At 62.9% G+C, this 25,017-nt stretch carries 25 protein-coding genes; 15 read left to right on the top strand and 10 right to left on the bottom strand.

What is annotated here, in order from left to right; genetic code table 11:
- The first annotated feature begins 18 nt into the window (after nt 1-18).
- Together NE852_RS13445 and NE852_RS13440 are read left to right on the top strand one after the other, a co-directional pair.
- Nucleotides 19-1,512 carry a right-handed parallel beta-helix repeat-containing protein gene (locus NE852_RS13445; protein WP_008533849.1) on the top strand — a complete coding sequence of 498 codons (1,494 nt, stop codon included), beginning with the start codon at nt 19-21 and terminating at the stop codon, nt 1,510-1,512.
- Nucleotides 1,513-1,923: 411 nt separating this feature from the next.
- A complete protein-coding gene (locus tag NE852_RS13440) occupies nt 1,924-3,375 on the top strand; it encodes a right-handed parallel beta-helix repeat-containing protein (RefSeq protein ID WP_008533850.1) in 1,452 nt (483 codons plus the stop codon).
- Between the two features lie 8 nt (nt 3,376-3,383).
- Here the strand turns inward: NE852_RS13440 and NE852_RS13435 are convergent, their stop codons facing one another.
- Entirely contained in the window at nt 3,384-3,665 is a 282-nt protein-coding gene (locus NE852_RS13435; protein ID WP_008533851.1) for a hypothetical protein, read from the bottom strand.
- A 490-nt stretch (nt 3,666-4,155) separates the two neighbouring features.
- Here NE852_RS13435 and NE852_RS13430 point away from each other — a divergent pair, with 490 nt between their 5' ends.
- On the top strand, nt 4,156-4,392 hold the full coding sequence (locus NE852_RS13430; protein WP_128623641.1) for a hypothetical protein: 237 nt from the start codon (nt 4,156-4,158) through the stop codon (nt 4,390-4,392).
- A complete protein-coding gene (locus tag NE852_RS13425) occupies nt 4,343-4,765 on the top strand; it encodes a TIGR02594 family protein (protein WP_258155663.1) in 423 nt (140 codons plus the stop codon). Before NE852_RS13430 ends, NE852_RS13425 begins: the two co-directional genes overlap by 50 nt.
- 246 nt (nt 4,766-5,011) lie before the next feature.
- On the opposite strand, the gene NE852_RS13420 is transcribed toward NE852_RS13425, so the two are convergent.
- The 5 genes from NE852_RS13420 to NE852_RS13400 all read right to left on the bottom strand — a co-directional run bounded on the left by NE852_RS13420 (nt 5,012) and on the right by NE852_RS13400 (nt 9,166).
- Nucleotides 5,012-5,698 carry a hypothetical protein gene (locus tag NE852_RS13420; protein WP_245270767.1) on the bottom strand — a complete coding sequence of 229 codons (687 nt, stop codon included), beginning with the start codon at nt 5,696-5,698 and terminating at the stop codon, nt 5,012-5,014.
- 76 nt (nt 5,699-5,774) lie between these two features.
- Nucleotides 5,775-5,966 carry a DUF6494 family protein gene (locus tag NE852_RS13415; protein WP_258155662.1) on the bottom strand — a complete coding sequence of 64 codons (192 nt, stop codon included), beginning with the start codon at nt 5,964-5,966 and terminating at the stop codon, nt 5,775-5,777.
- Nucleotides 5,967-6,086: 120 nt separating this feature from the next.
- Nucleotides 6,087-6,578, bottom strand: coding sequence for a hypothetical protein (locus NE852_RS13410; protein ID WP_258155661.1), 492 nt, complete (start codon nt 6,576-6,578; stop codon nt 6,087-6,089).
- Between the two features lie 123 nt (nt 6,579-6,701).
- Entirely contained in the window at nt 6,702-8,105 is a 1,404-nt protein-coding gene (locus tag NE852_RS13405; RefSeq protein ID WP_008533865.1) for an aspartate aminotransferase family protein, read from the bottom strand.
- 140 nt (nt 8,106-8,245) lie between these two features.
- Entirely contained in the window at nt 8,246-9,166 is a 921-nt protein-coding gene (locus NE852_RS13400; RefSeq protein WP_008533867.1) for a phytanoyl-CoA dioxygenase family protein, read from the bottom strand.
- 97 nt (nt 9,167-9,263) lie between these two features.
- On the opposite strand from NE852_RS13400, the gene NE852_RS13395 reads away from it, so the two are divergent.
- The 5 genes from NE852_RS13395 (at nt 9,264) to NE852_RS13375 (ending at nt 13,673) form a co-directional block, all read left to right on the top strand.
- Entirely contained in the window at nt 9,264-10,088 is an 825-nt protein-coding gene (locus tag NE852_RS13395) for an AraC family transcriptional regulator (RefSeq protein WP_008533868.1), read from the top strand.
- Between the two features lie 239 nt (nt 10,089-10,327).
- Nucleotides 10,328-10,678, top strand: a complete 351-nt coding sequence (locus NE852_RS13390; protein WP_008533869.1) for a hypothetical protein — start codon at nt 10,328-10,330, stop codon at nt 10,676-10,678.
- A 400-nt stretch (nt 10,679-11,078) separates the two neighbouring features.
- A complete protein-coding gene (locus tag NE852_RS13385; protein ID WP_258155660.1) occupies nt 11,079-11,591 on the top strand; it encodes a GNAT family N-acetyltransferase in 513 nt (170 codons plus the stop codon).
- Nucleotides 11,592-12,098: 507 nt separating this feature from the next.
- Entirely contained in the window at nt 12,099-13,022 is a 924-nt protein-coding gene (locus tag NE852_RS13380; protein WP_008533875.1) for an ornithine cyclodeaminase family protein, read from the top strand.
- A 318-nt stretch (nt 13,023-13,340) separates the two neighbouring features.
- Complete coding sequence (locus tag NE852_RS13375) at nt 13,341-13,673, top strand: GYD domain-containing protein (protein WP_258155659.1); 333 nt, start codon at nt 13,341-13,343, stop codon at nt 13,671-13,673.
- Between the two features lie 130 nt (nt 13,674-13,803).
- Here the strand turns inward: NE852_RS13375 and dapB are convergent, their stop codons facing one another.
- Nucleotides 13,804-14,586, bottom strand: a complete 783-nt coding sequence (dapB, locus tag NE852_RS13370) for a 4-hydroxy-tetrahydrodipicolinate reductase (protein ID WP_258155658.1) — start codon at nt 14,584-14,586, stop codon at nt 13,804-13,806.
- Nucleotides 14,587-14,943: 357 nt separating this feature from the next.
- Between dapB and NE852_RS13365 the strand changes: the two genes are divergently transcribed.
- Entirely contained in the window at nt 14,944-15,873 is a 930-nt protein-coding gene (locus tag NE852_RS13365) for an IS110 family transposase (protein ID WP_008536825.1), read from the top strand.
- Nucleotides 15,874-16,096: 223 nt separating this feature from the next.
- Here the strand turns inward: NE852_RS13365 and NE852_RS13360 are convergent, their stop codons facing one another.
- Nucleotides 16,097-16,312 carry a hypothetical protein gene (locus tag NE852_RS13360; protein WP_008536798.1) on the bottom strand — a complete coding sequence of 72 codons (216 nt, stop codon included), beginning with the start codon at nt 16,310-16,312 and terminating at the stop codon, nt 16,097-16,099.
- 142 nt (nt 16,313-16,454) lie between these two features.
- Between NE852_RS13360 and NE852_RS13355 the strand changes: the two genes are divergently transcribed.
- The 3 genes from NE852_RS13355 to NE852_RS13345 all read left to right on the top strand — a co-directional run bounded on the left by NE852_RS13355 (nt 16,455) and on the right by NE852_RS13345 (nt 19,543).
- On the top strand, nt 16,455-16,850 hold the full coding sequence (locus NE852_RS13355) for a VOC family protein (protein ID WP_008536799.1): 396 nt from the start codon (nt 16,455-16,457) through the stop codon (nt 16,848-16,850).
- A 285-nt stretch (nt 16,851-17,135) separates the two neighbouring features.
- Nucleotides 17,136-18,143: a carbon-nitrogen hydrolase family protein gene (locus NE852_RS13350; RefSeq protein ID WP_258155657.1), complete on the top strand. Its 1,008-nt coding sequence runs from the start codon at nt 17,136-17,138 to the stop codon at nt 18,141-18,143.
- Between the two features lie 251 nt (nt 18,144-18,394).
- Nucleotides 18,395-19,543, top strand: a complete 1,149-nt coding sequence (locus NE852_RS13345; protein WP_008535731.1) for an alpha-hydroxy acid oxidase — start codon at nt 18,395-18,397, stop codon at nt 19,541-19,543.
- A gap of 74 nt (nt 19,544-19,617) precedes the next feature.
- Here NE852_RS13345 and NE852_RS13340 read toward each other — a convergent pair whose 3' ends face one another.
- A complete protein-coding gene (locus NE852_RS13340) occupies nt 19,618-20,565 on the bottom strand; it encodes an IS110 family transposase (RefSeq protein WP_008534962.1) in 948 nt (315 codons plus the stop codon).
- A gap of 368 nt (nt 20,566-20,933) precedes the next feature.
- Here NE852_RS13340 and NE852_RS13335 point away from each other — a divergent pair, with 368 nt between their 5' ends.
- A complete protein-coding gene (locus NE852_RS13335; protein WP_258155656.1) occupies nt 20,934-22,925 on the top strand; it encodes an ABC transporter ATP-binding protein/permease in 1,992 nt (663 codons plus the stop codon).
- Between the two features lie 423 nt (nt 22,926-23,348).
- Here NE852_RS13335 and NE852_RS13330 read toward each other — a convergent pair whose 3' ends face one another.
- Nucleotides 23,349-24,056, bottom strand: coding sequence for a hypothetical protein (locus tag NE852_RS13330; RefSeq protein ID WP_037175282.1), 708 nt, complete (start codon nt 24,054-24,056; stop codon nt 23,349-23,351).
- Nucleotides 24,057-24,353: 297 nt separating this feature from the next.
- Between NE852_RS13330 and NE852_RS13325 the strand changes: the two genes are divergently transcribed.
- Entirely contained in the window at nt 24,354-25,004 is a 651-nt protein-coding gene (locus NE852_RS13325; protein ID WP_258155655.1) for a glutathione S-transferase family protein, read from the top strand.
- Nucleotides 25,005-25,017: the final 13 nt, after the last annotated feature.

The following is a 25,017-nucleotide window of genomic DNA, read 5'->3' as shown; positions in this document are numbered from 1 at the left end:
CAGGGCAACATTGGCGATATGACAATCTACTATGTGAACTCATCGACGGGCTCCGACCGCAACAGCGGAACGGGCCAGACATCGGCTTTTGCGACTTTGTCCAAAGTGGAATCCTTGCAGCTGAAACCGGGCGACAGCGTGCTCCTTGCCAGAGGAAGCGTGTTCAACGAGCAGCTCGATATCAAATATTCCGGCAGCGGAAGCGCACCGATCAAGTTCGGCAGTTACGGCACGGGGGCCGCACCCGTCATCCACAGCGGCGCTGACGGCATTCACAGCCTTTACGCCACGAATATCGTCATCGAAAACATCAAGATAGCGAGCGCCGGCGGTGCGGCCATCTATGGCGGCAACGTATCGAACTGGACAGTGCGCAACGTCGAGGTCGACAAGGCGGGACTGTCGGGTAAATCCGGCTCCGTCACCTTCCGGACCGGTGAGAACATCACCATCGAAAACAGCAAAATATCCAATGTCAACGGCGATGGCGTCTGGATCGAAAAGGTCAACGGCGTCAAATTTCTCAACAACACCGTCACCAACAGCCACGGTAGCGTCGCCGATGGCGTGCAGATGAACGACAGCAGCAATATCCTGATCAGCGGCAATCATCTCGACCAGACGGGCGCCACCAGTCCCAAGGGCGTGCTGACGCTCATCCGGCCTGTCAATGCCGTGATCGAGGACAATGTGCTGACCGGCGGCGGCTTCGGCATCAGCGCGCAGGCGGGCAAGACCGTCACCATCCGCGACAACGACATATCGGGATTCAAGGGCCACAGCTGGTCGTTTGCCGTCGCTCTCGGCGAGATGGGCAATGCGAAGGACTACGGCATCTCGGGCAACCATATTCATGACGGCGCATGGGGCGTTGTCGTCACCGCCCCGATCGGCAGCCCGGATTATGTGCGCGCAAACATCAACGTCCACAACAACACTTTCGACGACCTGTCGGGGGCGGCGCTGAAGGTCGACAGGCCGGCATCCGGCTCCTTCCACGACAATACGATCGAGACCGGCACGACCGCCACCAGCATATCGCCGGCTATCCAGGACGCGCATACCTTTCCCGTCAGCAACAACCATATTGTCGCCAATGTCGGGGCGACGACGCTTGCGGCTACCGATGCCACGGCCGCCGCAACGACAGAGGCCGTAGCGGACCCGGCGGTCTCGGCCGTCCACGACAATCTGAAGATCATCACCGAGACGGGCGCTGCCCATCGCGGCAATCTTCTCGACAATGACAGCCCTGATAGTGACACCCTCGTGCTTCGCCGCTTCGGGGATGAGGCCGTCGGCAAGCACGGCCTGACGCTCGCCGGCAAATACGGCGAGATCCAAGTCGACAGGGACGGCAACTATGCCTACACGCTCGACGAGGCGAAGCTGCCCCACCATGACGGCCATGTGAGCGAGAACTTCAGCTACGGGGTCGACAACGGGAACACGCATCACAGCGACACGGACACGCTGACCGTCTTCATCCATAAGGATGGCTTTCTAAGCTGAGGGCGCGGAGCTGAAATTAAAGAGAGATCCCGGAAATCTCCGGGATTTCACAGCTTGTCGACAAAGTCTCCTCCGCACCTTTGCTCAAGAGACATGTCGTTGTCTCAAGATGAGCCATAACGGCTTCAGAGACAGAGGGAAAACAGGCAAAACCATAGTCAATACCATCTCCGGCGCTCCTTTGTCGCGGAACGTACGCTACCGTTCGTTCACCTTCCGGTCGTTGTTTGGTAGATTATTTTCTTGTAAGTTGTAGTTTGGGGGTGCCGCTCCGCCAGGCGCACCTCGGGACCAAAAGCAGGCTTACGGGCCTGCGGCGAAGGCCGTCCTCGGTCTTCAACTCCCGGCCGCATCCGATTCATCCCTCGCAGCCGATAGCACGGCTGCGCGACAATGCGAGAACATGGCGATATGACGATCTACTATGTGAATTCAGCGACGGGCGCCAACACCAATGCCGGAACCAGCGAAGACGCGCCTTTTGCGAGCTTCTCCGCGGTGGAAGCCCTGAAGCTGCAGCCGGGCGACAGCGTGCTTTTGGCCGCCGGAAGCGTGTTCAACGAGCAGTTCGATATCAAATATTCCGGCACGGTCAGCGCCCCGATCACCATCGGCAGCTACGGGATCGGCGACGCGCCCGTGATCCATAGCCCCGGCGACGGCATTCACAGCCTCTATGCCTCGAACATTGTGATCGAGAACATCAAGATTTCCGATACGGAGGGCGCGGCGATCTACGGCGGCACGGTTTCGAACTGGACGGTGCGCAATGTCGAGATCGATCACACCGGATTGTCGAGGAGCGGTTCCGTCACCTTCAGGACCGGCTCCAACATCACCATCGAAAACACGACGATCAACGACGTCAACGGCGACGGCGTGTGGATCGAGAAGATCAACGGCGTCACCCTGCTCAACAACACCGTCACCAATGCTCATGGCACGACGGCCGATGCCGTCCAGATAAACGACAGCAGCAACATCCTCGTCAGCGGCAATCTTCTCGACCAGACGGGCGCGGTCACGCCGAAGGGCGTGCTGACGATCATCCGGCCGGTCGACGCCACGGTCGAGGGCAACACCATCATCGGCGGCGGCTTCGGCATCAGCGCGCAGGCCGGCACCAATATCGCCATCCACGACAACGACATATCGGGATATGGCGGCTACAGCTGGTCCTATGCCATCGGTCTCGGCGACTCCGGCGATACGCGCAACTACGACATCTCAGGCAATTACATCCATGACGGCGCCTGGGGCGTGGCGGTCAGTTCGGCCGGCACCACCAGCTACGTCAGGGAAAACATCGACGTGCACAACAACACCTTCGACGACCTGACGCAGGCCGCCCTGAAGGTCGACAGGCCCGCCTCCGGCGCCTTCCACGACAATGCCATCGCCAGCGACGTGACGCCCTACAGCATATCGCCTGCCATCATCGCCGCCGGCACTTTCCCCGTCAGCAACAATACGACCTTTGAAGATACCGGGCTTCGGCTGGCGAGCCTTGATGTCCAGGCCGCCGGGGAGACGGTGCACGTCACCGCCGACCTGACGACTACAGGCCATGACGGCGTGAAAGACAAGGTCGCGCTTGACAAGGCCGGTCACGCCAACCTTTTTGACGACAGCGTATCCGGCGAAACCCTGCAGCTTCGCCATTTCGGTCACGGCGTCTTCGACAGGCACGAACCGACGCCCAAGGGCGGCGATCACGACGCGGCCGCCGATTTCACCGATCTCTTCGCGGACAGGGGAGGTATCGGCGAGTCCCATCTTCTTGAGATCGCCGATGTGGTGTCCCATCATGGCGAGGCGGATGCGGCTGGCGTCCCCGGCCATCCGGACGGCCTCTTGCATTAGAGGCTTTCCTATCGGTCGCCGAGCAGGGCCTGCATGACCTCGGCTTCGATTTCCTCGCAGATGATCTCGTATTCGGTGACGATCGCGGGATCTGCCGCGAGATCCCTGCGCATGCGATCGAGCACGGCGCAGGCTTCCCCATAGGCGCCGCACAATTCGTAAAGATCCGGATCGCTCGCCGCGGTTGCCCTGATCGTCGCCCGCGTGGCGGGCAGCCGCATCATCAGTCTGGCCAGCCCCTGTTCGGCGGCGTGTCCGGCGAGAGGGGCGACGCTTTCCTTCCAGATCATGCCAGCATCCCTTGCTGCCTGTGTTGCCGTTGAAGGCAAGTACGCAGAAATGTCGCGTCCGGTTTCATGCCGGATGCGGATTTGCGATGCGTTTTTCGTTGTCTCCGGCCATACGGAAAAATCTCCAAAAACCCTTCCTTAAAAACCTCCTTGCCACTGAATTCCAATGAATCCAATGGTTTAAGATTGGCAAAGACGTTTGTAAGAGAGGTCAACATTTAAAAAAATGGATGGAGAGTGGCCTTCGCGGCCGGTTTTCAGTGCTTTTTTGAAAATGTTGGGTCTCGTTAAAAACGTCCTTCCAAACCTCTCTGGCGGCGGGGTTTTGTGTTTTTTCGGTGCATCGGCCGCCCGATGCTCTTCTTTTGAAAAGGCAGGAGTGAGCGAGGGAATGTATTGCCGTTTGTGACAAAGTATTGGGATCGGGCTTGGGAAATGCGGGCGGCGCGGGAGGTGGTGCTTCGAGCCTTGCAATGCAGGCCGTCCTGCCATGTTGGCGGCATCGGCGGCCGAGCCGGCGCCGCCTGCGCACCAAGTTCTTTTTCAGATTAACCTGCAAAAATACCCGGATAAATTGCCTCTCATTCGCGCCATGATTCATCTTTACGTTTCCCGCCGCATTTTATTCTTCGTCACAATTGAGATCATCACGATCTTGGAAACAATGGTGGGAAACCATGAGGGTTATTCTCGTCATCGTCCTCACGGCGTTTGCCGTGCCCTGTGAGGCAGATATGTTCAGCACGGCGTCCCGATACAAAAGCATGCATGAACGCTCCATCTCCTTCCTCGGCGTCAATCCGAGGCGCACCTCATGGTGCGGGGCGTTCCTGGCCTATGTCGCCAAGCGATCCTTCCGCGAGCCGCCTGACAATCCGAATATGGCGCGCTCCTGGATCAGGTTCGGCAGGCCGGTCTTCGCCCGTTCCGCCCAGCGCGGCGACGTGGTGGTGATCCGCAGCGGCAGGCGTTTCCACGTCAGCCTGTTCGACCATTTCGACCAGCGGCGCCAATACGTCTACCTCTTCGGCGGCAACCAATCGAACCGGGTCCAGCTGTCGCGCTACCGCGCCAGTTCCGTCGTCGCCGTCCGACGATGAAACTGCCAATTTCGCCCCCTTAAAAACCTCCTTGCCGCTGAATTCCAATGAATCCAATCAGTTAAGATTGGCAAAGACGTTTCTAAGAGAGGTCAACATTTTAAAAAACGGATGCAGAGGGTCTCTGCGGCCGCTCTCTTGCGCTTTTTTAGAAATGTTGAGCCTCGTTAAAAACGTCCTTCCAAACCTCCGTGGCGGGCCGAGCCGTCGGTTCCGGGCGTCATGAGGGGAAGCGCGCGCCGGCGCTCATGGCGCTCGTTCGGGGCTTGGCTGCAATATCTCCCGGATCTCGTCCGCCGTGCTGCTCGTGCTTTCGAAAAGGAACGCGCCTGAACATGGCGCCTGCAGGACGGTCAGGGAAGCGGGCTCCGGGGTCGGCAGGATCGTGGCGGCCGCACCTCGCATCGGTGGCTGCGGTGTGTCCGCCTTGCGCAGCGCAATCAGGAAAGGGCCTGGGGGCATATCCTTCGGCTCGCCGAAGGATGAATTGTCCCAGGTCACCGTGAGCCTGTCGGGTGCCGTGCCGCGCAGCACCTCTTCAACGACAATATCGAAGCGCGCATAATCGCTCATAAAGCCCGATTGTTTCTTGAGAATTTCATGGAATTTGCCGCTGGTCTTGGCGAGCAATTCCTGGTGTCGCCGCCGCGCCTCGGGGTCCAGGATCAGCGTGTAATTCGCCACTCGACCGACGACCACGACATCGGCATATGAGACATCGCTGAGCTCCATGGGCTCAAGCCACGGGCAGGCACTAGCCGGGCTGGCTGCCACCAGAACTCCAAAATTCAGCAAGGCTGCAAATAGATAACCCCGCATCCAATCCCCCCATCTTCGGTCGCTATGTCGAGCTAGCGTGAAGATTGCGGCGAATGTGGAGCTGATCTTCCACGTTGCATTATGTTTTTTCTGTAACCGGTGTTCCGCTCCCACGTTGTCTCGACTTGGCCGGATATTCTTGGGCCATGCCCAGTTCGAGGCGCTGCTTGCCGGGCTCGCTTCGCCCGGCCTACGGAAGTTCGATCTCGCCGTCCACCACGTGGTTGAGGCCGGTGCCTTCCGCCGTTAGCGTCATGCGGACCTTCAACGTCTTGCCGCCGACCTGCCCCTTGCGCACCGTCTCCTCGATCTCGCGCTGCGACGTGACGCCGACTTCCTTCAGGAACTTGCGAATCGACATGTTGAAGGCGTCTTCGCTCATGGCGGAACTCCTCTATGTGCGGAAGGGATTGTAATGGACGGTAAATCGTCAAGGAAGCAGCAATGACGCCCCATGCCCCAGAATCTGACGTAAAAACGAGATCGACCTCGAGGACGAGCGTCAATCGCCCCCGTCCACCGCGCAGAGCACGCCGTCAACTGATATGGCCACCATCTTTTCGCGCTTGATATCGAACCTCCAGGCTTTGACCACATTCTCCGACCCATAGGAGCCGTCCGGCTGTTCCGCCATCGTGCCGAGCGCAACGACGGTGGCATCGTCAGGGAATTGGCTGGAGGAGCAATATCCCGGCCCGAGGAGTTCGTGGCGAGGCGTCGGCATCGTAACGGCGATTTGATCGACCGAGGTCCAGATAGGATTGTTCCCATCGCGGCCCGTCTGACGCTCAAGCCTCAGGACCTGTTGCGGGCCGCATTTCAGATGAGTGGCTCCATATGTCGGGCCGGCCGGCACCTCCGCCACCATCATGCTGCCGATTTCCGAGCAGTTGTCCGTTGCGAGGCGAGAGGCCTTTCCGCGCGCCTCGCTGGCGTGAGCAAAGGCCGGGATCAGGACGAGAAGAGCAGCAATTGCCGGCAGGTATTGTGACATTGGAAAACCGTTGGAGCGTGGAGCGAAGCGAGGGACCGCGGGCTAAAATCCCTCAATCTTGGAGAGAGGACGGTAGCTTTACTCGGGGGAGTGTCAAGGGTCGATGTCACGCGTGAAAGAACGTCAGCCGCGGCTGACGCTTCGGAAGGCGGCGATGATGCTGTCGGCGGCCAGGCGGGCCTCATCGGCAGTCGTCTGGAAATTGGTGACGGAGAGGCGCAGGACGTCGCGGCCGCGCCATTTGGCGCCGCCGGCGAAGAGGGCGGCGTCCTCGCGGATCTTTTCGATGGTCCTGCGGGTGATCGCGTCGCTTTCATCGTCCGGGCGGTCGGCGGCGAAGCGGAGGATGAGCTGGTTCAGCGTGGCCTCGTTCAAGATGGTGATGCCGGGTTCGCGCGCGAGACGGTCGGCGAGCAGCCGGGCGGAGGCGCAGCATTGGTCGATGAGGGCGGCGATGCCGTCGCGGCCGAGATGTTTCAGCATCGCCCAGGTGGCAAAGCCCCGGGCGCGCCGGGAAAGCTCCGGCACGTAATGGGAGGGGTCGCGCTCGCCTTCGGCGGCAAGCGGCAGGTAGCTTGCGGCGATCGTCATGGCGCGGCGGTGGGCGAGCTCGTCGCGCACGATCGCATAGCCGCAGTCATAGGGCGTCTGCAGCCATTTGTGACCGTCCGTCGCCCAGCTGTCGGCGGCCTCGACGCCGCGGCTCAGATGGCTGAATTTCGCCGATGCCTGCGCCCAGAGGCCGAAGGCGCCGTCGACATGGACCCAGGCGCCGTTTTCCTTCAGGGCCGGGATAATGCGGGGAAAATCGTCGAAGGCGCCGGTATTGATCTGCCCGGCCTGGAGAACGGCGATGCAAGGGCCGGTGACCGATGCAAGCGCGCCGGGCAGGGCGGCCGGATCGATGCGGCCCACCCGGTCTGTCGGCAGGCGCAGCACGCGATCGTGGCCGAGGCCTAAGAATTGCAGCGCGGAGAAGACGGTCGTGTGGGCGTCGTCGCCGATCAGCACGGTAATCTCGGGCGCGCCGAACAGGCCCTTGGCATCGGCATCCCAGCCGGCCTTGCGCAGCACCTCGCCGCGGGCGGCGGCAAGGCAGGTGAAGTTTGCGACCGTCGCACCCGTGACGAAGCCGACGGAGCTTTCGGCCGGAAGCTTCAATATATCGAGAAGCCATCTCGCCGCGACGGCTTCGACGGCGGCCGCCGCCGGGGCGGCGACGTGGTTTCCGGCATTCTGGCCCCAGGCGCTGGTCAGGAAATCGGCCGCGACGCCGACCGGATGCGAGCCGCCGATGACCCAGCCGAAGAAGCGCGGGCCAGTGGTCAGATGCAGGCCGGGCTCGGCGCCTTCGGCAAGCTGCCTGATGACCTCGGCCATATCGGCCCCGGCCGCCGGCAGCGGCTCATCAAAGGTTGCAAGGGAGGCGGCATAATCGTGACGGGGCACATGACGGGCGGGGGCGGATTGGCGGAAGGCGGCGGCAAGCCGGGCGGCCTCCTGAAACAGAGATGCGATTGCCGACATATGATCCCCCATGCCGAACACCCCCGGCCCCTGAAGGGGCCGCCCCAAGCAAGCCGTCGGCGCGGGCAGTCTAGCCGATATCGCCGGCGCTGTCTTGGCGGCGTCCGCTCCACTGGCCCTCCCGCGCCGCATGCCTTCTATTACAACATATCCCCCAGGCTCCAATGGTTGCTCCAGCGGGCGTCGATTTCGTCGTCGACGTTCTGGTAGCGGATGTCGGTGGAGAGGCGCAGGCGGCGGGCGCGGTCCTCGTTGGTGGTGGCGGCGTGGATCATGTAGGGAGAGTGGAGCACGACGTCGCCGGCCTCGTAATCGGCGGCGAGCCAGCGCCTGTCGAAGCGTTCGGCCATGGCGGGAAGATCCTTCGAGACCCAGCCGCCTTCGGCCATGTGGCTGTTATAGGCGCTGATGCGCTCCTCCGGGGTGAGATCGCCGCTGCGGGCGCGGAATTCGGCCTCCATGCCGCGGCCGAGTGCGTGCGAGCCTTCGAGATAGACGAGGCCGCCCATTTCGGCCGGGATGTCGCCGATCGGGATCCAGGCGGTGACGAGCCGGCTGGTGCCGCCGCGCAGATAGACCAGGTCGTAATGGGCGGGTGTCGCCATCGTCGTGCCGGGCTGGACATAGCGCATCAGCTTGCGCTTGTGCAGATAGGAGATGCCGCCCAGAAAAGCGTCCATGAAGTGCACGAGGCGCGGCTGCGCGCAGAAGCCTTCATAGGCGGCGGAGCGGACGATCGACATCAGCCGGCGGTTGGCGAGGTTCCAGTCAACGCCCTCGGCGGCGGCGATGCCGAGCGAAAAATCGTGGCCCGGCTCCAGCAGGCCGGTCTCGGCGAGGCGGGAAAAGACCCAGCCGCGGAAATCGATCACGTCTGCCCGCGGCAGAAGCCCCTTCAGCCAGACATAGCCGTCTTCTTCGTAGCGGGCGCGGATGGCTGCGACGCCGATTGCGGGATCGGTCGGCGTCAGCCAGCCGAGCCTTTTTGCCGGCAGCTTCCTGCCGTGCGCGGCAAGCGTAACCTCGGGCCTTTGGGCCTCGGCGTTCAGGGCAATTGACATTTCCTCCATCCCTCGCTTGAGTTCCCCCATCTTCAATTAGCTGACAGCATGGGGTTGATGCCATGGAGGAAAATCCAAGCTGGACTTTTCGCTCATCATGAAAGACGCCGAAGCCCTCTATCGTTCGCCGCACGGCAGCGCCGGCGGGCTTGCCGTCACCGGCAGCGGCCGGCAGCACGCGCGCCACGCGGTGACGGAGAGGAAGCTGCCGAGCTTCGCCGTCGTGCTGGTGGAGCGCGGGCAGGGGTTTCTCGAAACCGCGGCCGGCGGGCGCCAGCGCGTGGCGGGACCGGCTCTCTTTTGGCTGTTTCCGAACCGCACGCATTCCTACGGACCGGATGAGGCGGGCTGGGACGAGCGCTGGGCGCTGTTCCAGGGCTCGTTCACGCGGGATTTCGTGCGGCTGCGGCTCCTTGCCGAGCGCCATCCTGTCGTGGCGCTGCGCCACCACGAGGAGATGGCACGGCTCTTCGGCCAGCTTCATTCAGATCTCGCCGACAATACCAATCTCGGGCAGGCCGCGGCGGCATCGACGCTGCACCGTATCGTGATCTCAGCGGCAAGGTTGGCCGGCGGTGCTGTGGGCCGGCGCGAAAGCGAGGCGGCGATGGGCGAGATTGTCGAGACCTTGCGCAGCCAGGCGCTGCAGCCGCTCGACCTTGCCGGCTTTGCCGCCCGGCACGGCATGTCGCCCGCCACGCTGCGGCGGAAATTCGTTGCCGAAACGGGCCTGCCGCCCAAGGCCTTCCAGCTTCGGGCGCGGATGGACCACGCCAAGCAACTTCTCGTCACCACCGATGAAAAGATCGAAACCGTCGCCGCCATGATCGGCATGGACGATGCCTTCTATTTCTCGCGCGTCTTTCACGACCGTGAAGGCTGCAGCCCCCGGCAATTCCGGGCACGGCACCGCAGGAGCTGAGCGGCCGGCGGCGCCCGCCAGTGCTGTTCGCCTATACCGCGATCATCAAGATAAAATCGAGCATTGCGGGAGATGCTTCGTAAATCTTTCTAATAATGATCTTATTGTCGGTTGTTCATTTTTGAGATTTCTTGGCGTGACTTGAATTCTATTGCCTTTTTGCAAAGTATATTCGATAATGCGAAAATATCATTCGCGCTGCCATCAAGGCTGCTCTGTCAATTGGCGAGGGATATGCGTTGAAGTATTTCGTTCTCTACGCGCTGGTGTGCTCGCTGATCGGGACAGTTCTTCTTGTCGTCGTCCGTCACGTTGCACCCTTCAATATGGAAAGGCTGGGCGATCAAGCCGCCTTGGAACCGGCGGTTCAGCCGGACAAGCTGATCGTCCGGTCGACCCGCGAACCGGCGAGCGGCCAGGCGCTGCCTGGGGCGACTGGTCAGCCAATGCCGACTGGTCAGTCAGCGCCTGAAGTAACCGACAAGCGGTCATCCGGCCGGCCGGCCGTCAGCCCGGATCAATGGGATCTCCGGCCAACCGATGAACCGACCGTCCGCAAGGGTGGCCGGGTCGGAACCTCGGCGCAGTAACCGGGCGCGCGCCTGCCTCCGGCATTCGAGGCTTCAACCTTTGGCTGGCGTTGGCTTGGGCGCCGGGATACTTTCTTCCTTTGGAGGTTTTGCCGTATGGCACCCCCCTCTGTCCTGCCGGACATCTCCCCCACAAGGAGGGAGATCGGCAAGAAGCTATGCCTCGCCCTGAATTTACGCTCCATGTGATGGCCAGTTGTTTGGGGAAGCCATCTCGCCCATCCGATCTCCACCCTTGTGGGGGAGATGTCCGGCAGGACAGAGGGGGGTGCCCCGGGCGCGCTCTCATCTATGGCGCAAGGTGATGGACAAAAAAGGCCGAAGTCGAACTCATCGCTTCCGGGTTGCATTGGCTGAAGCCTGCTGCAATGACATAGCTCCTATATCCCGGGAGGTGGCGATGGATGCAGGCGGGGTGACGATCAGGCGTGTCGGCGCAGACGAGGTGGAGGCTTTCCGGACTATCCGCCTGGAGGCGCTTCGCGCGGAGCCGGCCTCTTTTGCCAGTCGCTACGAGGACTGGGAGGTGCTGTCTATCGAGGAGTGGCGCAACCGGCTGAACGAGCCGGTTTTCATCGCGTTCCAGGATGGCGAGCCCATCGGCATCATGGGCCTGTTTCGGCAGAGGTCGAGCAAGATGGCCCACCGCGCCACGATCGTCATGGTCTATCTGCGCAGCAGCCTGCGCGGGACCGGGCTTGCCGTCAGACTCCTGGAGGCGATATCCGATCACGCGCGCGATATCGGCATCCGCCAGCTCGAGCTCTTCGTCAGCGCGGAAAACCCGGCGGCGATCCGCTTCTATCAGCGGCAGGGTTTTGCCGAGATCGGCAGGATTCCCGGCGGGGTTCTGGAAGAGGGCAGGGAGATCGACGACGTGATGATGGCGCGGCGGGTGGACGGCATTCTCTAACGCCCCTCATGCTGAGGTGGGCAGCCCGGAAGGACGGAGCCTCGAAGTCAGCGCTGCTTCATCCATCCCTCGAGCGCCCGCCTGGTCCTTCGAGGCCCCTGCGGGGCGTCTCAGGATAAGGCTCTCTTGAGCGCGAGATACTTTCTTCCTTCCCTTTGGAGGTTTTGCCGTATGGCACCCCCCTCTGTCCTGCCGGACATCTCCCCCACAAGGAGGGAGATCGGCAAGAAGCCATGCCTCGCCCTGAATTTACGCTGCATGTGACGGCCAGTTGTTTGGGGAAGACATCTCGCCCATCCGATCTCCACCCTTGTGGGGGAGATGTCCGGCAGGACAGAGGGGGGCGCCCCGGGCGCGCAGCCCCTTTTGGGCGGAGGCTCGAAGCACGTGGCGCAACGCCGCTCCTTGCGTCAATCCCGATACTCGCAGCACGCAGAAGGCGTCCGGCCTCTTGACCTCAAGCCGGGTTGGGGTTGCAGGCTGTCGCCTGAATGGGAGATTGCCGTGATGAAAATTCTGAGGGATGAGGATCTCAACGATAGCGGGCTAATGGCCGTCGCGATCGATGCGTTGGAGGGGGCTTTTTTCGCCAGGGTCGACAATCGGTTGGTTTCACCGCCGAGGCATCATGTGTCGTTTCCGGGCCAGGGCGATCTCGTCTTCACCGTCGGCGGTGTCCTTGGTGACAAGCCGCTGGCAGGGTTCCGGGTCTATGAGACGTTCGGCGGCGCCGATCAGATCGTCGCGGTCTGGTCGGCCGACGAAGCCAGGCTGAAAGGCATCTGTGTCGGCGAGCGTCTCGGAAGCTTGAGGACTGGGGCGATCGGTGGCATCGCGATCCGGCATCTCAGCGCGCCGGATGCGAGGAGCGTCGGGATCATCGGCAGCGGAGCGCAGGCGCGCACACAGCTTGCGGCGGCGGCCGCCGTGCGGAAGCTCAACCTTGTCCGTGTCTATAGCCGCAGCGAGGAAAATCGCGTCGCCTTTGCCGAGGAGATGCAGCGCACGCTCGGGCTGGCGGTGGAGCCCGCCGGCAGCGCTCGGGATGCTGTTCGCGACGCCGACATCGTCATCTCGGCGACGACGAGCCGAACCCCGGTCATCCACGCCGCCGACTTGAAACCCGGCGTTCATATCAACACGGTCGGGCCGAAAACGCGCGACGGACACGAGCTTGGCCTCGATATCGCCGATGCCGCAGCCGTGATCGCGACGGATTCGCCGGAACAGACGCGCGCCTACGCCTCGCCCTTTTTCCTTGCCGGCTCCGGCCATGAGCACCGCATGACCGATCTCGCCGAAATCATCGCCGGGAGAGCAAGCGGACGGAGATCGCCCGAGGATATGACGCTGTTCTGCTCCGTCGGCCTTGCCGGAACCGAAGTCGTCGTTGCTTCGGCGGTTCTCGATGTCGTGAGCGCGTCTGCCTAGAGCATGTCGCGCATAAGTGTACGGCGGTTTTGCGATAACGAAACTATCCGATGCGCCGCTCACACCTGGTGTGCACTCGATCAATGCGCGGCAGGGGGATCGCGCCGCCGAAAGAAAGGCTGGCGCGCCCGGCTTTCGGCAGTTTCGCCGACATCCTTGTCGTCGGCGTCGATGTTTCGACGGGGGCGGCGCGGGACTTCTTCACGACGCACGCAGGGTTTACTCCGGTTTATCTAATCGCGGCGTACGCCTAGATGTGAGATATTGAATACACGGCAGATCACCCGATCTGCTTGAATAGTTGAGGGAGGATATCCTATGCCACTGTTCATAATCACAGGGTGTTATTCAGCCACGGCAGCGAAGGGAATGATCGCCGATCCATCGGACCGGGAAGCGGCGGCCCGTGCCATCATGGAAGCAGCAGGCGGGAAACAGCATTCTTTCTACGTCACAACAGGCGAAACTGACTGGATGATAGTCGCGGAATTCCCCGACGGTGTTGACCTGATCCCCGCACTTCTTGTCGTCGGCGCATCGGGAGCTGTAACGAATATCAAAACCGTGCGAGCATACACGGGTGCGGAATTCAAGGCCGCCCAAGAAAAGGCGGGCAAAATCGTATCTGCCTACAAAGCCCCTGCAAAATAAGCAGGCCACGCGTTGGATCATCTCTGGCAGCGGATGTTCGATCCGCTGCCAGTTCGAGCCTGAAAGATCGCGACGCGCTTTAGAATTTGATTCAAGAACCGGCTTCAAGCCCCTGTCTTCAGCCGGCTTGTCAGCCGGCTCCCGGCGCCAGACCCAGCACATCCTGCATGCTGTATTCGCCGGGGGCGCGGCCTGCGAGCCAGCGGGCGGCGGCAAGCGCGCCGCGGGCGAACATGGCGCGGTCGAGTGCGGAATGCGAGAGCGTGATAACCTCCTCGGCGGCGGCGAAGAGGACGCTGTGCTCTCCGACGATGCCGCCGGCGCGCAGCACCGCAAAGCCGATTTCGCCGGGCGGGCGTTCGCCGGTGATGCCGTCGCGGGCGCGCCGCTCGACGGATTCGAGCAAGACCCCGCGGCCGGCGGCAGCGGCTTCACCCAGCATCAGCGCCGTTCCGGACGGCGCGTCGATTTTCCCCGCGTGATGGGCTTCGAGGATTTCGATATCCCAGCCCGCAGCGGGAAGGGCGCGCGCGGCTTGCTCGACGAGGCCGACCAGCATGTTGAGGCCGATGGAGAAATTGCCGGAGCGCAGGATGGGAATGCGGCGGGCGGCCTCACCGATCCGTTCCAGCTCGTCCGGCTCGAAACCGGTCGCCCCGATGATCACAGCCGGCCCGCCGGCCGCCGCACAAAGCCCGGCGAGTTCGGCCGCCGCACTGCCGGTCGTGAAATCCAGGATCACATCCGCCACGCCGATTGCGGCCGCACGATCGATCAGCCCCGCGCCCACGGAGCCGGGGCGCCCGATGCCTCCGACGAAAGCAAACCCCGGATCGGCGCCCAGCAAGGACTGGATGGCGCGGCCCATGCGGCCGTTCGCGCCGGCGACGGCGATTTTGAGAGGTGAGGTCATGTGCTTTCCTCGGCATTGCGGCAGGACGGGATTTCGCAACTACCGCAGTTCGGAGGCGGCGCAAAGCCGGGATGCTCGAAATGCTTTGAAAGCTGGTGAAACGTCCCCTTGTATTGGTCATGATAAGAGCCCTGTCCTTTGACGCCCACCTACCTCTCCTCCGTCATTCCTGTGCTTGTCACAGGAATCCTGTGTATTGGAACTGTGGTAGAAGGGTTGCGGGCGGAAAGCCGTCGGAATCCTGGTCGTGAGAGACCGTTTGCTGGCTCTTGGTCCTCCGCCCGCTTTCGATATCCCAACCTGAACAGTTGATAGAGGCCGTTGCCGCGGACCTCGTAGCACAGGATGAGGCTTGCCATGGTACACCCTGTTTTCATCGGATGCGACGTCTCCAAGGCGCATCTGGATCTTTTCGACGCTCAGACGCAGAAGCATATCCGCATCGACAACACGCCTGTTTCCATTGCTGGCTGGCTTGCAACCCTGGAGGGACGCGATGTCACTGTCGTTCTGGAGGCGACCGGACGTTACGACAGACTGCTGTGCGTCGCGCTGGAAGAAGCCCAGCGGCCCTATTGCCGGGTCAATCCGGCCAGAGCCCGCGACTTTGCCAAGGCGCTCGGCCTTCTGGCCAAGACCGATGCGATCGATGCACGGCTGCTGGCGCATATGGGGCAAACGCTCTCTCCGCCGGTCAACGTGCCGCCCGATCCGTTGCACCGGCATCTGGCCGACCTGCATGGCCGGCGCGATCAGCTGGTGGCCATGCGCCAGCAGGAACGCGTCCGCATTCACAATGCCGATCAAAGCCAGCATGCCAGCATCGAAAGCCATATCGCCTGGCTCGACGACGAGATCGCCCGCATCGAGAAAGCCTGCCATGAACACGTGCGGGCAGATCAGGACATGAGCGAGCGGAATAAAAGGCTTCGCTCCATACCAGGCATCGGACCGGTGACGGCCTTCACACTGCTTGCCCATATGCCGGAACTCGGTGGCCGCTCGCCGAAAGCCATGGCCGCACTTGCCGGCCTTGCGCCCTTCAATGCCGACAGCGGCACCTTGCGTGGCCAGCGTCATATCCGTGGCGGGCGAAAGCGCGTGCGCGACGCGCTCTACATGGCCGCGCTCGTCGCCTACAGGATGAAGTCGCCTTTCGCCAGGACGGCCCAAACGATGATGGCAAAGGGTAAACCCCTCAAGGTCATCTTCATCGCCATCGCCCGCAAAATCCTCGTCACAGCAAACGCTTTGCTCAGGGACAAGACGATGTTTCAGACGACCTGACAATACAGTTGCCAGCCACGGCGCGTCCGCGCCGTGAATGACTCTTCAAGCAGAGGAGGTCTTCCGCGCCCAAGGACTTGGGCGACTGGATTCCTGTGACAAGCACAGGAATGACGGAGGAGAGGAAGTGCCCGCCCAATCGAGCATCTGGCGTCACGCGCGGCATCCTCCAAGGTTCCTTATGCTGAGGTGCGCAGCCCAAGGGGCGGTGGATGGTCAGCACTTACCAGTTGCCGGGATCGGCGGTGTGGTCGATGGCCGCGAATTCATCCGCCTTGTCCCGATCGAGCTTCACTTCCCTCGTCACCTTCGCCTCGTCGGTCACCGTATAGCGGTCGGGGACCGGATCCTTGGCGAGCTCCTGATACATGAGCAGGGCGGCCTCCTCGGCGGTGTCGGCCTCGATCTCGCGGGTGATGGATACGGTGAACTTGTGCATGGCGTCTGGCTTTCCTGATCGTGGCGGACCGGTGGGAGCGCTTATATTCTGACATGAGTTTTGCGGGCAGTAAAAGGCATCGCTTCGAATTTGATTCATGCGATGTTAGCGAAACCGTGCGGATCGGCTGGAAGGAGAGAGCATGCGTCTGAACCAGGTGACCGTTACGATGCCCGATCTCGATGCGGGCTGGAACTTCTACTGCGCGCTCGGTCTGAGCCCGATCGTCGATGCCCGTCCTCGCTATGCGCGCTTCGTTTGTCCCGACGGCGACAGCACCTTTTCCCTGCATCAGGGCGAGAGCGGCGGTGGGGGGACGACGGTCTATTTCGAATGCGAGGCGCTGGACGAGACGGTCGCCAGCCTCAGCGCAGCCGGTCTTCGGTTTGCGAGCGGACCCGAGGACAAGAGCTGGCTCTGGCGCGAGGCGGAGCTGTTCGACCCCGGCGGCAACCGCATCATCCTTTATTTCGCCGGCTCGAACCGCATCGATCCGCCGTGGCGGATCGGGCAGCGCGGCTCGGCCGAAAATGGCTGATGGGATTGCGCCCTGGGACGGGGGCGTTGGAGGATGCGGCGAAGCGGCCTCGATGGGCTGGCCTGCTCTGGAGCGCCAGTCGGCCGTCTCCGCAATTGACGAATCAAGGTCGCGGCGGCATGTTTTTGCCTGGCGTGACCTTCCGCCGAACCTCCTTGGACCTTCCCCGGCAGGGTCCTTGAAACCGGAGGCAAAGGGACTTTTCGTCTCGGGTCGTCAACCTTGGTCCTGATGTCCAGGGCGTGCTTGCCGGGGAATGCCGTCCGAGACTGGAAAGGCCGAGATATGACCGAAAACGGAAACTTCAAACGCCGTGTGCGCGCCCGCGCCGCCAAGACGGGCGAGTCTTACACGACCGCTCTCATGCACATGCGCCGCGCTTTCACAAAAGACCAAGGCCCGCAGCTTAAACGGTTGCGACTGGCTGTGGCGCAGACCAGATCTTACGACGACCCCCGCGATATTGCCGGGCTTCGCGAAAGCGGGCGGGAAATGCGCGGGCTGATGTGGCAGGCGCGGGAGGCGGGCGCCCGGCTCGTGCACTTCGCCGAGGGGGCGACTTGCGCGCCGAACAAACGCATCATGTCGGCGATCGGCCCAAAGGAGATCGGGCCGTCCGATTGGCGCCGGTGCGAATGGGCCGCCCTGCGCGAGGAGCTGGATCAGACGCGCAACCTCGCGCGCGAGCTCGGACTGTGGGTGGTGTTCGGATCGGTGCATCCGCTGACCGAGCCGCACCGGCCGCACAACAGCCTCTATGTCGTCTCCGATCGCGGCGCGCTGGTGACGCGTTACGACGAACGGCTGCTCTCCAACACCAAAATCTCCTTCATGTATACGCCGGGTTCGATCCCCGTCACCTTCGAAATCGACGGCATTCGCTTTGGCTGCTCGCTCGGCATGGAGTGCCATTATCCGGAGATATTCGCCGAGTATGAGCGGCTGGATGTCAACTGCGTGCTGTTCTCGACCACGGGCGGGTCGCCGCCCAACGAGCCGTCCTTCGCCGCCGAGGCGCAGGGGCATGCGGCGACCAACAGCTACTGGGTCAGTTTCTCGATGCTGACCTATCCCGGATCGGACGCTCAGCCAGCCTGTTCCGGCATCGTCGCCCCCGGCGGCCGATGGGTGGCGCAATGCCCGGCGGATGGAATGCCCGCGATATCGCTTGCCGATATCGACGACAATCCCGGCGATCTCTCCCGGCCCTGGCGGCGCAAAGCCCGCTCAGGGCTCTATGAGCCGCACCGCGTGGAGGGCGACCCGCGCAGCGACGGGCGGGATATGTTCTAGGCGACGATGCAGGGCGCGGCGCTGTGGCGTGTCCTTAGAGGCTCCGCCTTTCGGGCCGATGAGGAGCGTTGGAGGGGCGCCGCGCCGGTGACAGGTGGCGAGGATATCGCGCCGAAGCGCTTCGAAGGGCGGCGCAGACGTGCCACCGGCCGATATCCTCTCCGACAGGTCGGAAATAGCATGATCCGGACTTGGCAAGGTTTCGAATCTTGAATTAGGTTGCGGCCCGAAAAACAACGGGTCGAGCAAAGATGCGCCTTCAGGACTGCTACAATTTCCACGATTTTCGGCGCATGGCCAAACAGCGTCTTCCCGGGCCGATCTTCGATTATATCGATGGGGCGGCCGATGACGAGGTGACGTATCGGCGCAATACGGCGGCCTTCGATAATTGCGATCTGGTGCCCGATGTTCTCAGAGGGGTGGCCGATGTCGATATGTCGGTGACTGTCATGGGGCAGAAGCTTGCCATGCCGGTCTATTGCTCGCCGACGGCGCTGCAGCGGCTGTTTCACCATCAGGGGGAGCGGGCGGTGGCGGCTGCGGCCGCAAAATACGGCACGATGTTCGGCGTTTCCTCGCTCGGCACGATCAGCCTGGAAGAGGCTCGGCAGATCAGCAGCGGGCCGCAGGTCTATCAGTTCTATTTCCACAAGGATCGCGGGCTGAACCGCGAAATGATGGCGCGGGCGAAGACGGCAGGCGTGCAGGCGATGATGCTGACGGTGGACAGCATCACCGGCGGCAACCGCGAGCGCGACAAGCGCACCGGTTTTTCCATTCCGTTCAAGCTCAATCTTGCCGGCATGACGCAATTCGCGATCAAGCCCTCCTGGGCGATCGGCTGGCTGACGCATGAGCGCTTCGCCCTGCCGCAGCTCGAAAGCCACGTGAAGATGGACGGCGGCGCGCTGTCGATCAGCCGCTATTTCACCGAAATGCTCGACCCCTCCATGTCGTGGAACGACGTAGCTGACATGGTGCAGGCCTGGGGCGGGCAATTCTGCCTGAAGGGAATCATGTCGGTGGAAGACGCCAAGCGCGCGGTCGAGATCGGCTGCACCGGCATCGTGCTTTCCAACCACGGCGGGCGCCAGCTGGACGGTTCGCGCAGCGCCTTCGATCAGCTCGCCGAGATCGTCGATGCCGTCGGCGACCGGATCGACGTGATGATGGATGGCGGCGTGCAGCGGGGAACGCATGTTCTCAAAGCCCTGTCGCTGGGGGCGAAGGCCGTCGGCCTCGGCCGGTACTATCTCTTCCCCCTGGCAGCGGCCGGACAGCCGGGCGTCGAGCGCGCGCTGGAGACGATGCGCACCGAGCTCGAGCGCGGCATGAAGCTGATGGGCGCCACCTCGGTCAGCCAGCTGACGCGGCGGAATTTGCGGTTTCGGTCCTGATTTTCTTGCTGTCGCGGCTGCAAGAGGCAGCGTTGCGCGTGTCCTTCGAGGCTCCGGCCTTCGGCCTACGCACCTCAGCAACCGTGTTGTTGCGGCTCGCTCCATGGCGTTTGTCTTTTGAGGATTGTGTTGATCATGATGATGAATTTTCGCATGGCGGCGACGATGGCGACCTTGGGTGGCTTGCCGGCGTCGCGCAGTCTTTTGTGGAAGGCCTTGATGGCCGGGCTGCAGCGGATGGCCGACAAGGTTGCCATATAGAGGGCGCATCTGACGGTGGCGCGGCCGCCGGCGATATGGCGCTGGCCGCGCCAGGTACCGCTGTCGTGGGCGATCGGGGCGACGCCGACGAGGGCGGCGAGCTTCTTGTCGTCGATGGCGCCGAGTTCGGGCAGTTCGGCGATGAGCACGGCGGCGCTGACCTCGCCGATACCGGGCACGGTCAGCAGCAGATCGCGGCGTGCGGCAATGTCGGGTTGGGCATCGATGGCGAGCGCGATGGCGGCATCGACACGGGCAAGCTGGGCCTTGAGGGCGGCGATGGTCTCGCCGATCAGCGCGGCAACGGCTTGCGGGGCATGTTCGAGGCGGTTCTTCTCGGCGACGGCCATGTCGATGAGCTGGCGACGGCGGGCGACAAGGGCAGCCAGAGCGATGCGGCTGTCGTCGATATGGGGGATCTGTGCCGGCCGCATCGCTCTGGCGAAGTGGCAGATGACGCGGGCGTCGACCTGGTCGGTCTTGGCCAGCCGGCCGCTGGCCCTGGCGAAGTCGCGGACCTGGCGGGGATTGACGACGGCGACGGCAATGCCGGCGGCCATCAGCGTCCTGACGATTGCCATCTCGTAGCCGCCGGTGGCCTCGACGACGACGAGTTGGGCGCCGGCTATCGCCGTCGCCAGCGCGGTCTGGCCCGGCGCATCGTTGTCGAAGCGAGCGACGGCGGGTTTGCCCTCGACGGCCACGTCGAGATGGGCCTTCGAGACATCGATGCCGACCATGAAAGCTTGCGGGACATGCATGGGGTGCTCCTCCTTGCCACGCGGGCTCGAAGCCCAGTCAACCGTTCGAGCGAAGACATGGCGACGGGGATGCTTGCTGAGGTCCGAGTTCGAAACCCAAGGATGACACGCATCCCCGTCGCACAGGAGCATTATACCGCAACGGCAACGTACAAGGATGAGGATCGTTGGAGTGTGTCGCGCCAAGGCTCGAGAGAGCCTCACCCTGAGGTGCCCCGCCAGGGGCCTCGAAGGGCGGGGCGGGTGCGCTGGCGGGTGATGAATGCATTGATCCCTCGCGACCACCTGATTTTCCCGATCAGCCAGCGAAAGCGATCTTCCAGACCGGCATCATGAAACCTTTCGATTTCTGAGCCGTTGTCGGTGACATGACCGACTTTACATTGAAACCGAAATCGGTCGACGGCGCCGATGCGCAAGGTGCCGAGAAGTCGCGCCAAGCGAAGGGATCGGCCGTCGAGGCCGGGCCGCCGCCGGAAGGCATGGAACCCGACAAGGACCTGACGCCGGAGGAGGCGGAGCAGGCGCGCAAGAAATATTTGCTGAGGCGGTTCTGGATCAGCGCGCGCGGCTACTGGTCGCGCGGCGGCGATGGTTTTGCCTGGCCGTGCTCGATCGGGCTGCTGGTCATGATCGGCATGAATGTCGGCTTCCAGTACGGCATCAACCGCTGGAACCGCGGGATATTCGACGCCATCGAGCGGCACGACGCCGGCACCGTCTATTTCCTCGGCGCCGTGTTTCCGCCGCTGGTGCTCGGAAGCGTGGCCCTCGTCACCATCCAGGTCTATGTCCGCATGATGATCCAGCGGCGCTGGCGCAAGTGGCTGACAACGGCGCTGATCGCCCGCTGGCTCGCAAACGGCCGATATTATCAGCTGAACCTCATCGGCGGCGATCACAAGAACCCGGAGGCGCGCATCTCCGAGGATTTGCGCATTGCGACGGAATCGCCGGTCGATTTCATCGCTGGCGTCATCTCCGCCTTCCTGTCGGCCTCGACCTTCATCGTGGTGCTGTGGACGATCGGCGGCGCCCTGACCCTGCCGATCGCGGGATCGACCATCACCATTCCCGGCTTTCTGGTCGTCACGGCGGTGCTCTATGCCGTCATCACCTCGACCACGATCGCCGTCATCGGCCGTCGTTTCGTGCAGGTCTCCGAGGTCAAGAACCAGGTGGAGGCCGAGTTTCGCTATACGCTGACGCATGTGCGGGAAAACGGCGAGAGCATCGCCCTTCTCGGCGGCGAGGAGGAGGAGCGCAACGACCTCGACAAGACCTTCGGCAATGTGCTGAAGCAATGGGCGCAGCTTGCTCACCAGCATATGCGCACGACCTTCGTGTCGCATGGCTCGATGCTGATCGCGCCTGTCGTGCCGGTGCTGCTCTGCGCGCCGAAATTTCTCGATGGCAGCATGACGCTGGGCGAGGTCATGCAGGCGGCCTCCGCCTTCGCCATCGTCCAGAACGCCTTCGGATGGCTTGTTGACAATTACCCGCGCCTTGCCGACTGGAACGCCTGCGCGCGGCGCGTGGCGTCGCTGATGATGTCGCTCGACGGGCTGGAGCGCGCCGAACAGAGCGACGCCCTCGGGCGCATCAAGCATGGCGAAACGAAGGGCGAGGCGATGCTGAGCCTCAACGATCTTGCCGTGTCGCTGGACGATGGCACCGCCGTGGTCAAGGAAACGCAGGTGGAGATCGAACCCGGCGAGCGGGTGCTCGTCGCCGGTGAATCCGGTTCAGGCAAGAGCACGCTGGTGCGCGCCATCGCCGGCCTCTGGCCCTGGGGCCACGGCAGCGTCGATTTCCACGCCGATCGGCGATTGTTCATGCTGCCGCAGCGGCCTTATATCCCCGCCGGCACACTTCGCCGCGCAGTCGCCTATCCCAATGCCGCCGACGGCTGGCCGCTGGAGGAGATCAAGGCGGCGCTCGACAAGGTCGGGCTCGACTATCTGAACGACAAGCTCGAGGAAGAGGCGCCCTGGGACCAGACCCTGTCGGGCGGCGAAAAGCAGCGGCTCGCCTTCGCGCGCCTGCTCCTGCACAATCCCGATATCATCGTGCTCGACGAGGCGACCTCGGCGCTCGACGAAAAGAGCCAGGACAAGATGATGGCGACGGTGATCGAGGAATTGCCGAAGGTCACCATCGTCAGCGTCGCGCATCGCGCCGAGCTCGAAGCCTTCCACAGCCGCAAGATCACGCTGGAGCGGCGCAAAGGCGGGGCAAAACTCGTCAGCGATATCGATCTCATCCCGCGCCAGAGAAAAAGGAACGTGCTTCTGCGCCTGCTGGAGGATGGGCGGGCTTTGCCGAAGGGCAGGGTGGGCTTGCCGCGAAAAGGGAATTGAGGTCGGGTTGGTGGACGTCGGCTTGGGATGATGAGGATAGGGTTTTGCCGTGGAGTTACCCCCCTCTGCCCTGCCGGGCATCTCCCCCACAAGGGTGGAGATCGGCAAGAAGCTTGACCATCGCTCCCTCTCAAAGGGCACCGATAACCACAACGCTTCAATTGTTTGGGGAAGCCATCTCGCCCAGCCAATCTCCACCCTTGTGGGGGAGATGCCCGGCAGGGCAGAGGGGGGTGACCACGGCACACCGCCTCATCCTGACGTGCCCTTGCACGGGCCTCGAAGGGTGCCGGCGCTGGGGTGGATGCCTGGCGCAGCGTTACGGCATGTCCTTCGAGGCTCCGGCCTTGGCTTGCGCTCGGGACGAGGAGCGCAAGAGGGTGCCGCGCCCGTCACAGGCGCGGGAGGGCTTTCGCTGCGCCGCTATTCCTGCGTCGTTGCCGAGGCGGAATGTTCGAGCGATTCGCGGATCTGGTCGATCTTGCCATTGGCATCGCCGACACCGAGGATGGTCTTGGCGCGGTCGAGCGCGGCCGGGCTGATTTCGCCTGACTTCGTGGCCGATGCCAGCGCGTCTTCGAGCGCCTCGTCTCCGAGCAGCGGGTCGTCGGGCGAAGGCTCGACCCCGTTGTCGATCTCGTACTGGGCGTAGGCCTTGGCATAGGCCGAGATTGCGGCCATGCGCGGGTCAGAGGTGTGCATCAGCGCCTTGTAATTGCGATTGAGCGAATTCAGGCCGGCAAGCTGGGCGGAGACGTTCTTTTCCTTGGTGACTGTCTTGCCCGAATTGGCGTTTTCGGATTTGCCGTTTTCGGACTTGTTGTGGGCCTCGCCGGAATTGCCGTGTTCGCCGTCTTCGGATTTGAAGCTGCCATGGTTCGAGCCGCTGCCCTGGTTGCCGTTACTGTTGCCGTTTCCGTTCCCGTTGCCGCCGCCATGGTTTTCGCTGTGACCGCCGCCGTTGCCGCCACCATTGCCGCCGCCGTTGCCGCCGCCATTGCCGCCACCGTTACCGCCGCCATTGCCGCCGTCCTTAGCCAGCGCGGCCGCGTCGAACCCGACAAAGGCTGCCGGGCTGGCGGCAAGAGCCAGCGACAGAGCGAAGAGGGGGGCCACCATTGCTATCCGCATCGTTTTTCTCCAAATCAAAGCATGAAAATCTCGACAATCGAGGCTGGCGGGCTGAGCCACGGGCGCACTCGCTGAAGCAGAAGAGAGGTTAGACCGCGATCGCGACTCGCACATCGGGCGATGGTCCGAAGCGGTCTGGTCTATGGTCCTAGTCGGCCCTGAATGCTTAACCGATGCTTTCCCTGGCGAACCGTTGGCCGGCAGGAGGTCGAGCGAACTCAGACAGTAGACTATATTGGATGTCGGAATCCCGTTTGGCCGGCCGTCTTCAAGGGGGACCAGCTATGGAGAATGACAATGACCATCACCATTACCGCCTTTGAAAAATCGCCCGATCGCGGCAGGGGGCTTGCGCGCGACATGCGCGTTCGCTGGGCGCTCGAAGAAGTGGGCGAGCCATACGAGGTTCGTCTTCTCTCCTTCGAGGCGATGAAGACGCCCGCGCATCTGGCGCTCCAGCCTTTCGGGCAGATTCCGACCTATGAGGACGGCGACCTCGCCCTGTTCGAGTCCGCGGCGATCGTGCTGCATATCGCCGAGTGCTATCCGGGCCTGCTGCCTGGGGATGCCAATGGCCGGGCGCGCGCAATCGCATGGATGTTTGCCGCCGTCACCACGATGGAGCCGGTCGTCGTCGAACGCGAGATGGCCAGGATTTTCGAGCGCGGCGAGAGCTGGTACGAACTCAGGCTTCCTATCCTCGAAAACCGCGTCCGCACGCGGCTTCGCCAACTTTCCGCCCACCTCGGCGAGGCCGACTGGCTCGACGGCGCCTTCAGCGCGGGAGACCTGGAGATGGTCTCGGTGCTGCTGCGGCTGAAGGGATCGGACCTGTTGGCGGAACATCCGAACCTCTCGGCCTATCTCGCCCGCGGCGAAGCGCGGCCGGCGTATCAGCGGGCTTTCGCGGCGCAGCTGGCGGTATTTACCGCCGCATCAGCCGGGTGAGAAAGCCTGGCCG

The sequence above is a fragment of the Rhizobium sp. Pop5 genome, from assembly GCF_024721175.1.
Taxonomy (GTDB): domain Bacteria; phylum Pseudomonadota; class Alphaproteobacteria; order Rhizobiales; family Rhizobiaceae; genus Rhizobium.
This window is presented reverse-complemented; position numbering and strand designations above follow the sequence as displayed.

Coding starts and splice junctions, on each gene's coding strand:
- NE852_RS13445 (WP_008533849.1), top strand. CDS start 19: ATGACAATCTACTATGTGAACTCATCGACGGGCTCCGACCGCAACAGC.
- NE852_RS13440 (WP_008533850.1), top strand. CDS start 1,924: ATGACGATCTACTATGTGAATTCAGCGACGGGCGCCAACACCAATGCC.
- NE852_RS13435 (WP_008533851.1), bottom strand. CDS start 3,665: ATGATCTGGAAGGAAAGCGTCGCCCCTCTCGCCGGACACGCCGCCGAA.
- NE852_RS13430 (WP_128623641.1), top strand. CDS start 4,156: ATGTTGGCGGCATCGGCGGCCGAGCCGGCGCCGCCTGCGCACCAAGTT.
- NE852_RS13425 (WP_258155663.1), top strand. CDS start 4,343: ATGAGGGTTATTCTCGTCATCGTCCTCACGGCGTTTGCCGTGCCCTGT.
- NE852_RS13415 (WP_258155662.1), bottom strand. CDS start 5,966: ATGAGCGAAGACGCCTTCAACATGTCGATTCGCAAGTTCCTGAAGGAA.
- NE852_RS13410 (WP_258155661.1), bottom strand. CDS start 6,578: ATGTCACAATACCTGCCGGCAATTGCTGCTCTTCTCGTCCTGATCCCG.
- NE852_RS13405 (WP_008533865.1), bottom strand. CDS start 8,105: ATGTCGGCAATCGCATCTCTGTTTCAGGAGGCCGCCCGGCTTGCCGCC.
- NE852_RS13400 (WP_008533867.1), bottom strand. CDS start 9,166: ATGTCAATTGCCCTGAACGCCGAGGCCCAAAGGCCCGAGGTTACGCTT.
- NE852_RS13395 (WP_008533868.1), top strand. CDS start 9,264: ATGAAAGACGCCGAAGCCCTCTATCGTTCGCCGCACGGCAGCGCCGGC.
- NE852_RS13385 (WP_258155660.1), top strand. CDS start 11,079: ATGGATGCAGGCGGGGTGACGATCAGGCGTGTCGGCGCAGACGAGGTG.
- NE852_RS13380 (WP_008533875.1), top strand. CDS start 12,099: ATGAAAATTCTGAGGGATGAGGATCTCAACGATAGCGGGCTAATGGCC.
- NE852_RS13375 (WP_258155659.1), top strand. CDS start 13,341: ATGCCACTGTTCATAATCACAGGGTGTTATTCAGCCACGGCAGCGAAG.
- dapB (WP_258155658.1), bottom strand. CDS start 14,586: ATGACCTCACCTCTCAAAATCGCCGTCGCCGGCGCGAACGGCCGCATG.
- NE852_RS13365 (WP_008536825.1), top strand. CDS start 14,944: ATGGTACACCCTGTTTTCATCGGATGCGACGTCTCCAAGGCGCATCTG.
- NE852_RS13360 (WP_008536798.1), bottom strand. CDS start 16,312: ATGCACAAGTTCACCGTATCCATCACCCGCGAGATCGAGGCCGACACC.
- NE852_RS13355 (WP_008536799.1), top strand. CDS start 16,455: ATGCGTCTGAACCAGGTGACCGTTACGATGCCCGATCTCGATGCGGGC.
- NE852_RS13350 (WP_258155657.1), top strand. CDS start 17,136: ATGACCGAAAACGGAAACTTCAAACGCCGTGTGCGCGCCCGCGCCGCC.
- NE852_RS13345 (WP_008535731.1), top strand. CDS start 18,395: ATGCGCCTTCAGGACTGCTACAATTTCCACGATTTTCGGCGCATGGCC.
- NE852_RS13340 (WP_008534962.1), bottom strand. CDS start 20,565: ATGCATGTCCCGCAAGCTTTCATGGTCGGCATCGATGTCTCGAAGGCC.
- NE852_RS13335 (WP_258155656.1), top strand. CDS start 20,934: ATGACCGACTTTACATTGAAACCGAAATCGGTCGACGGCGCCGATGCG.
- NE852_RS13330 (WP_037175282.1), bottom strand. CDS start 24,056: ATGCGGATAGCAATGGTGGCCCCCCTCTTCGCTCTGTCGCTGGCTCTT.
- NE852_RS13325 (WP_258155655.1), top strand. CDS start 24,354: ATGACCATCACCATTACCGCCTTTGAAAAATCGCCCGATCGCGGCAGG.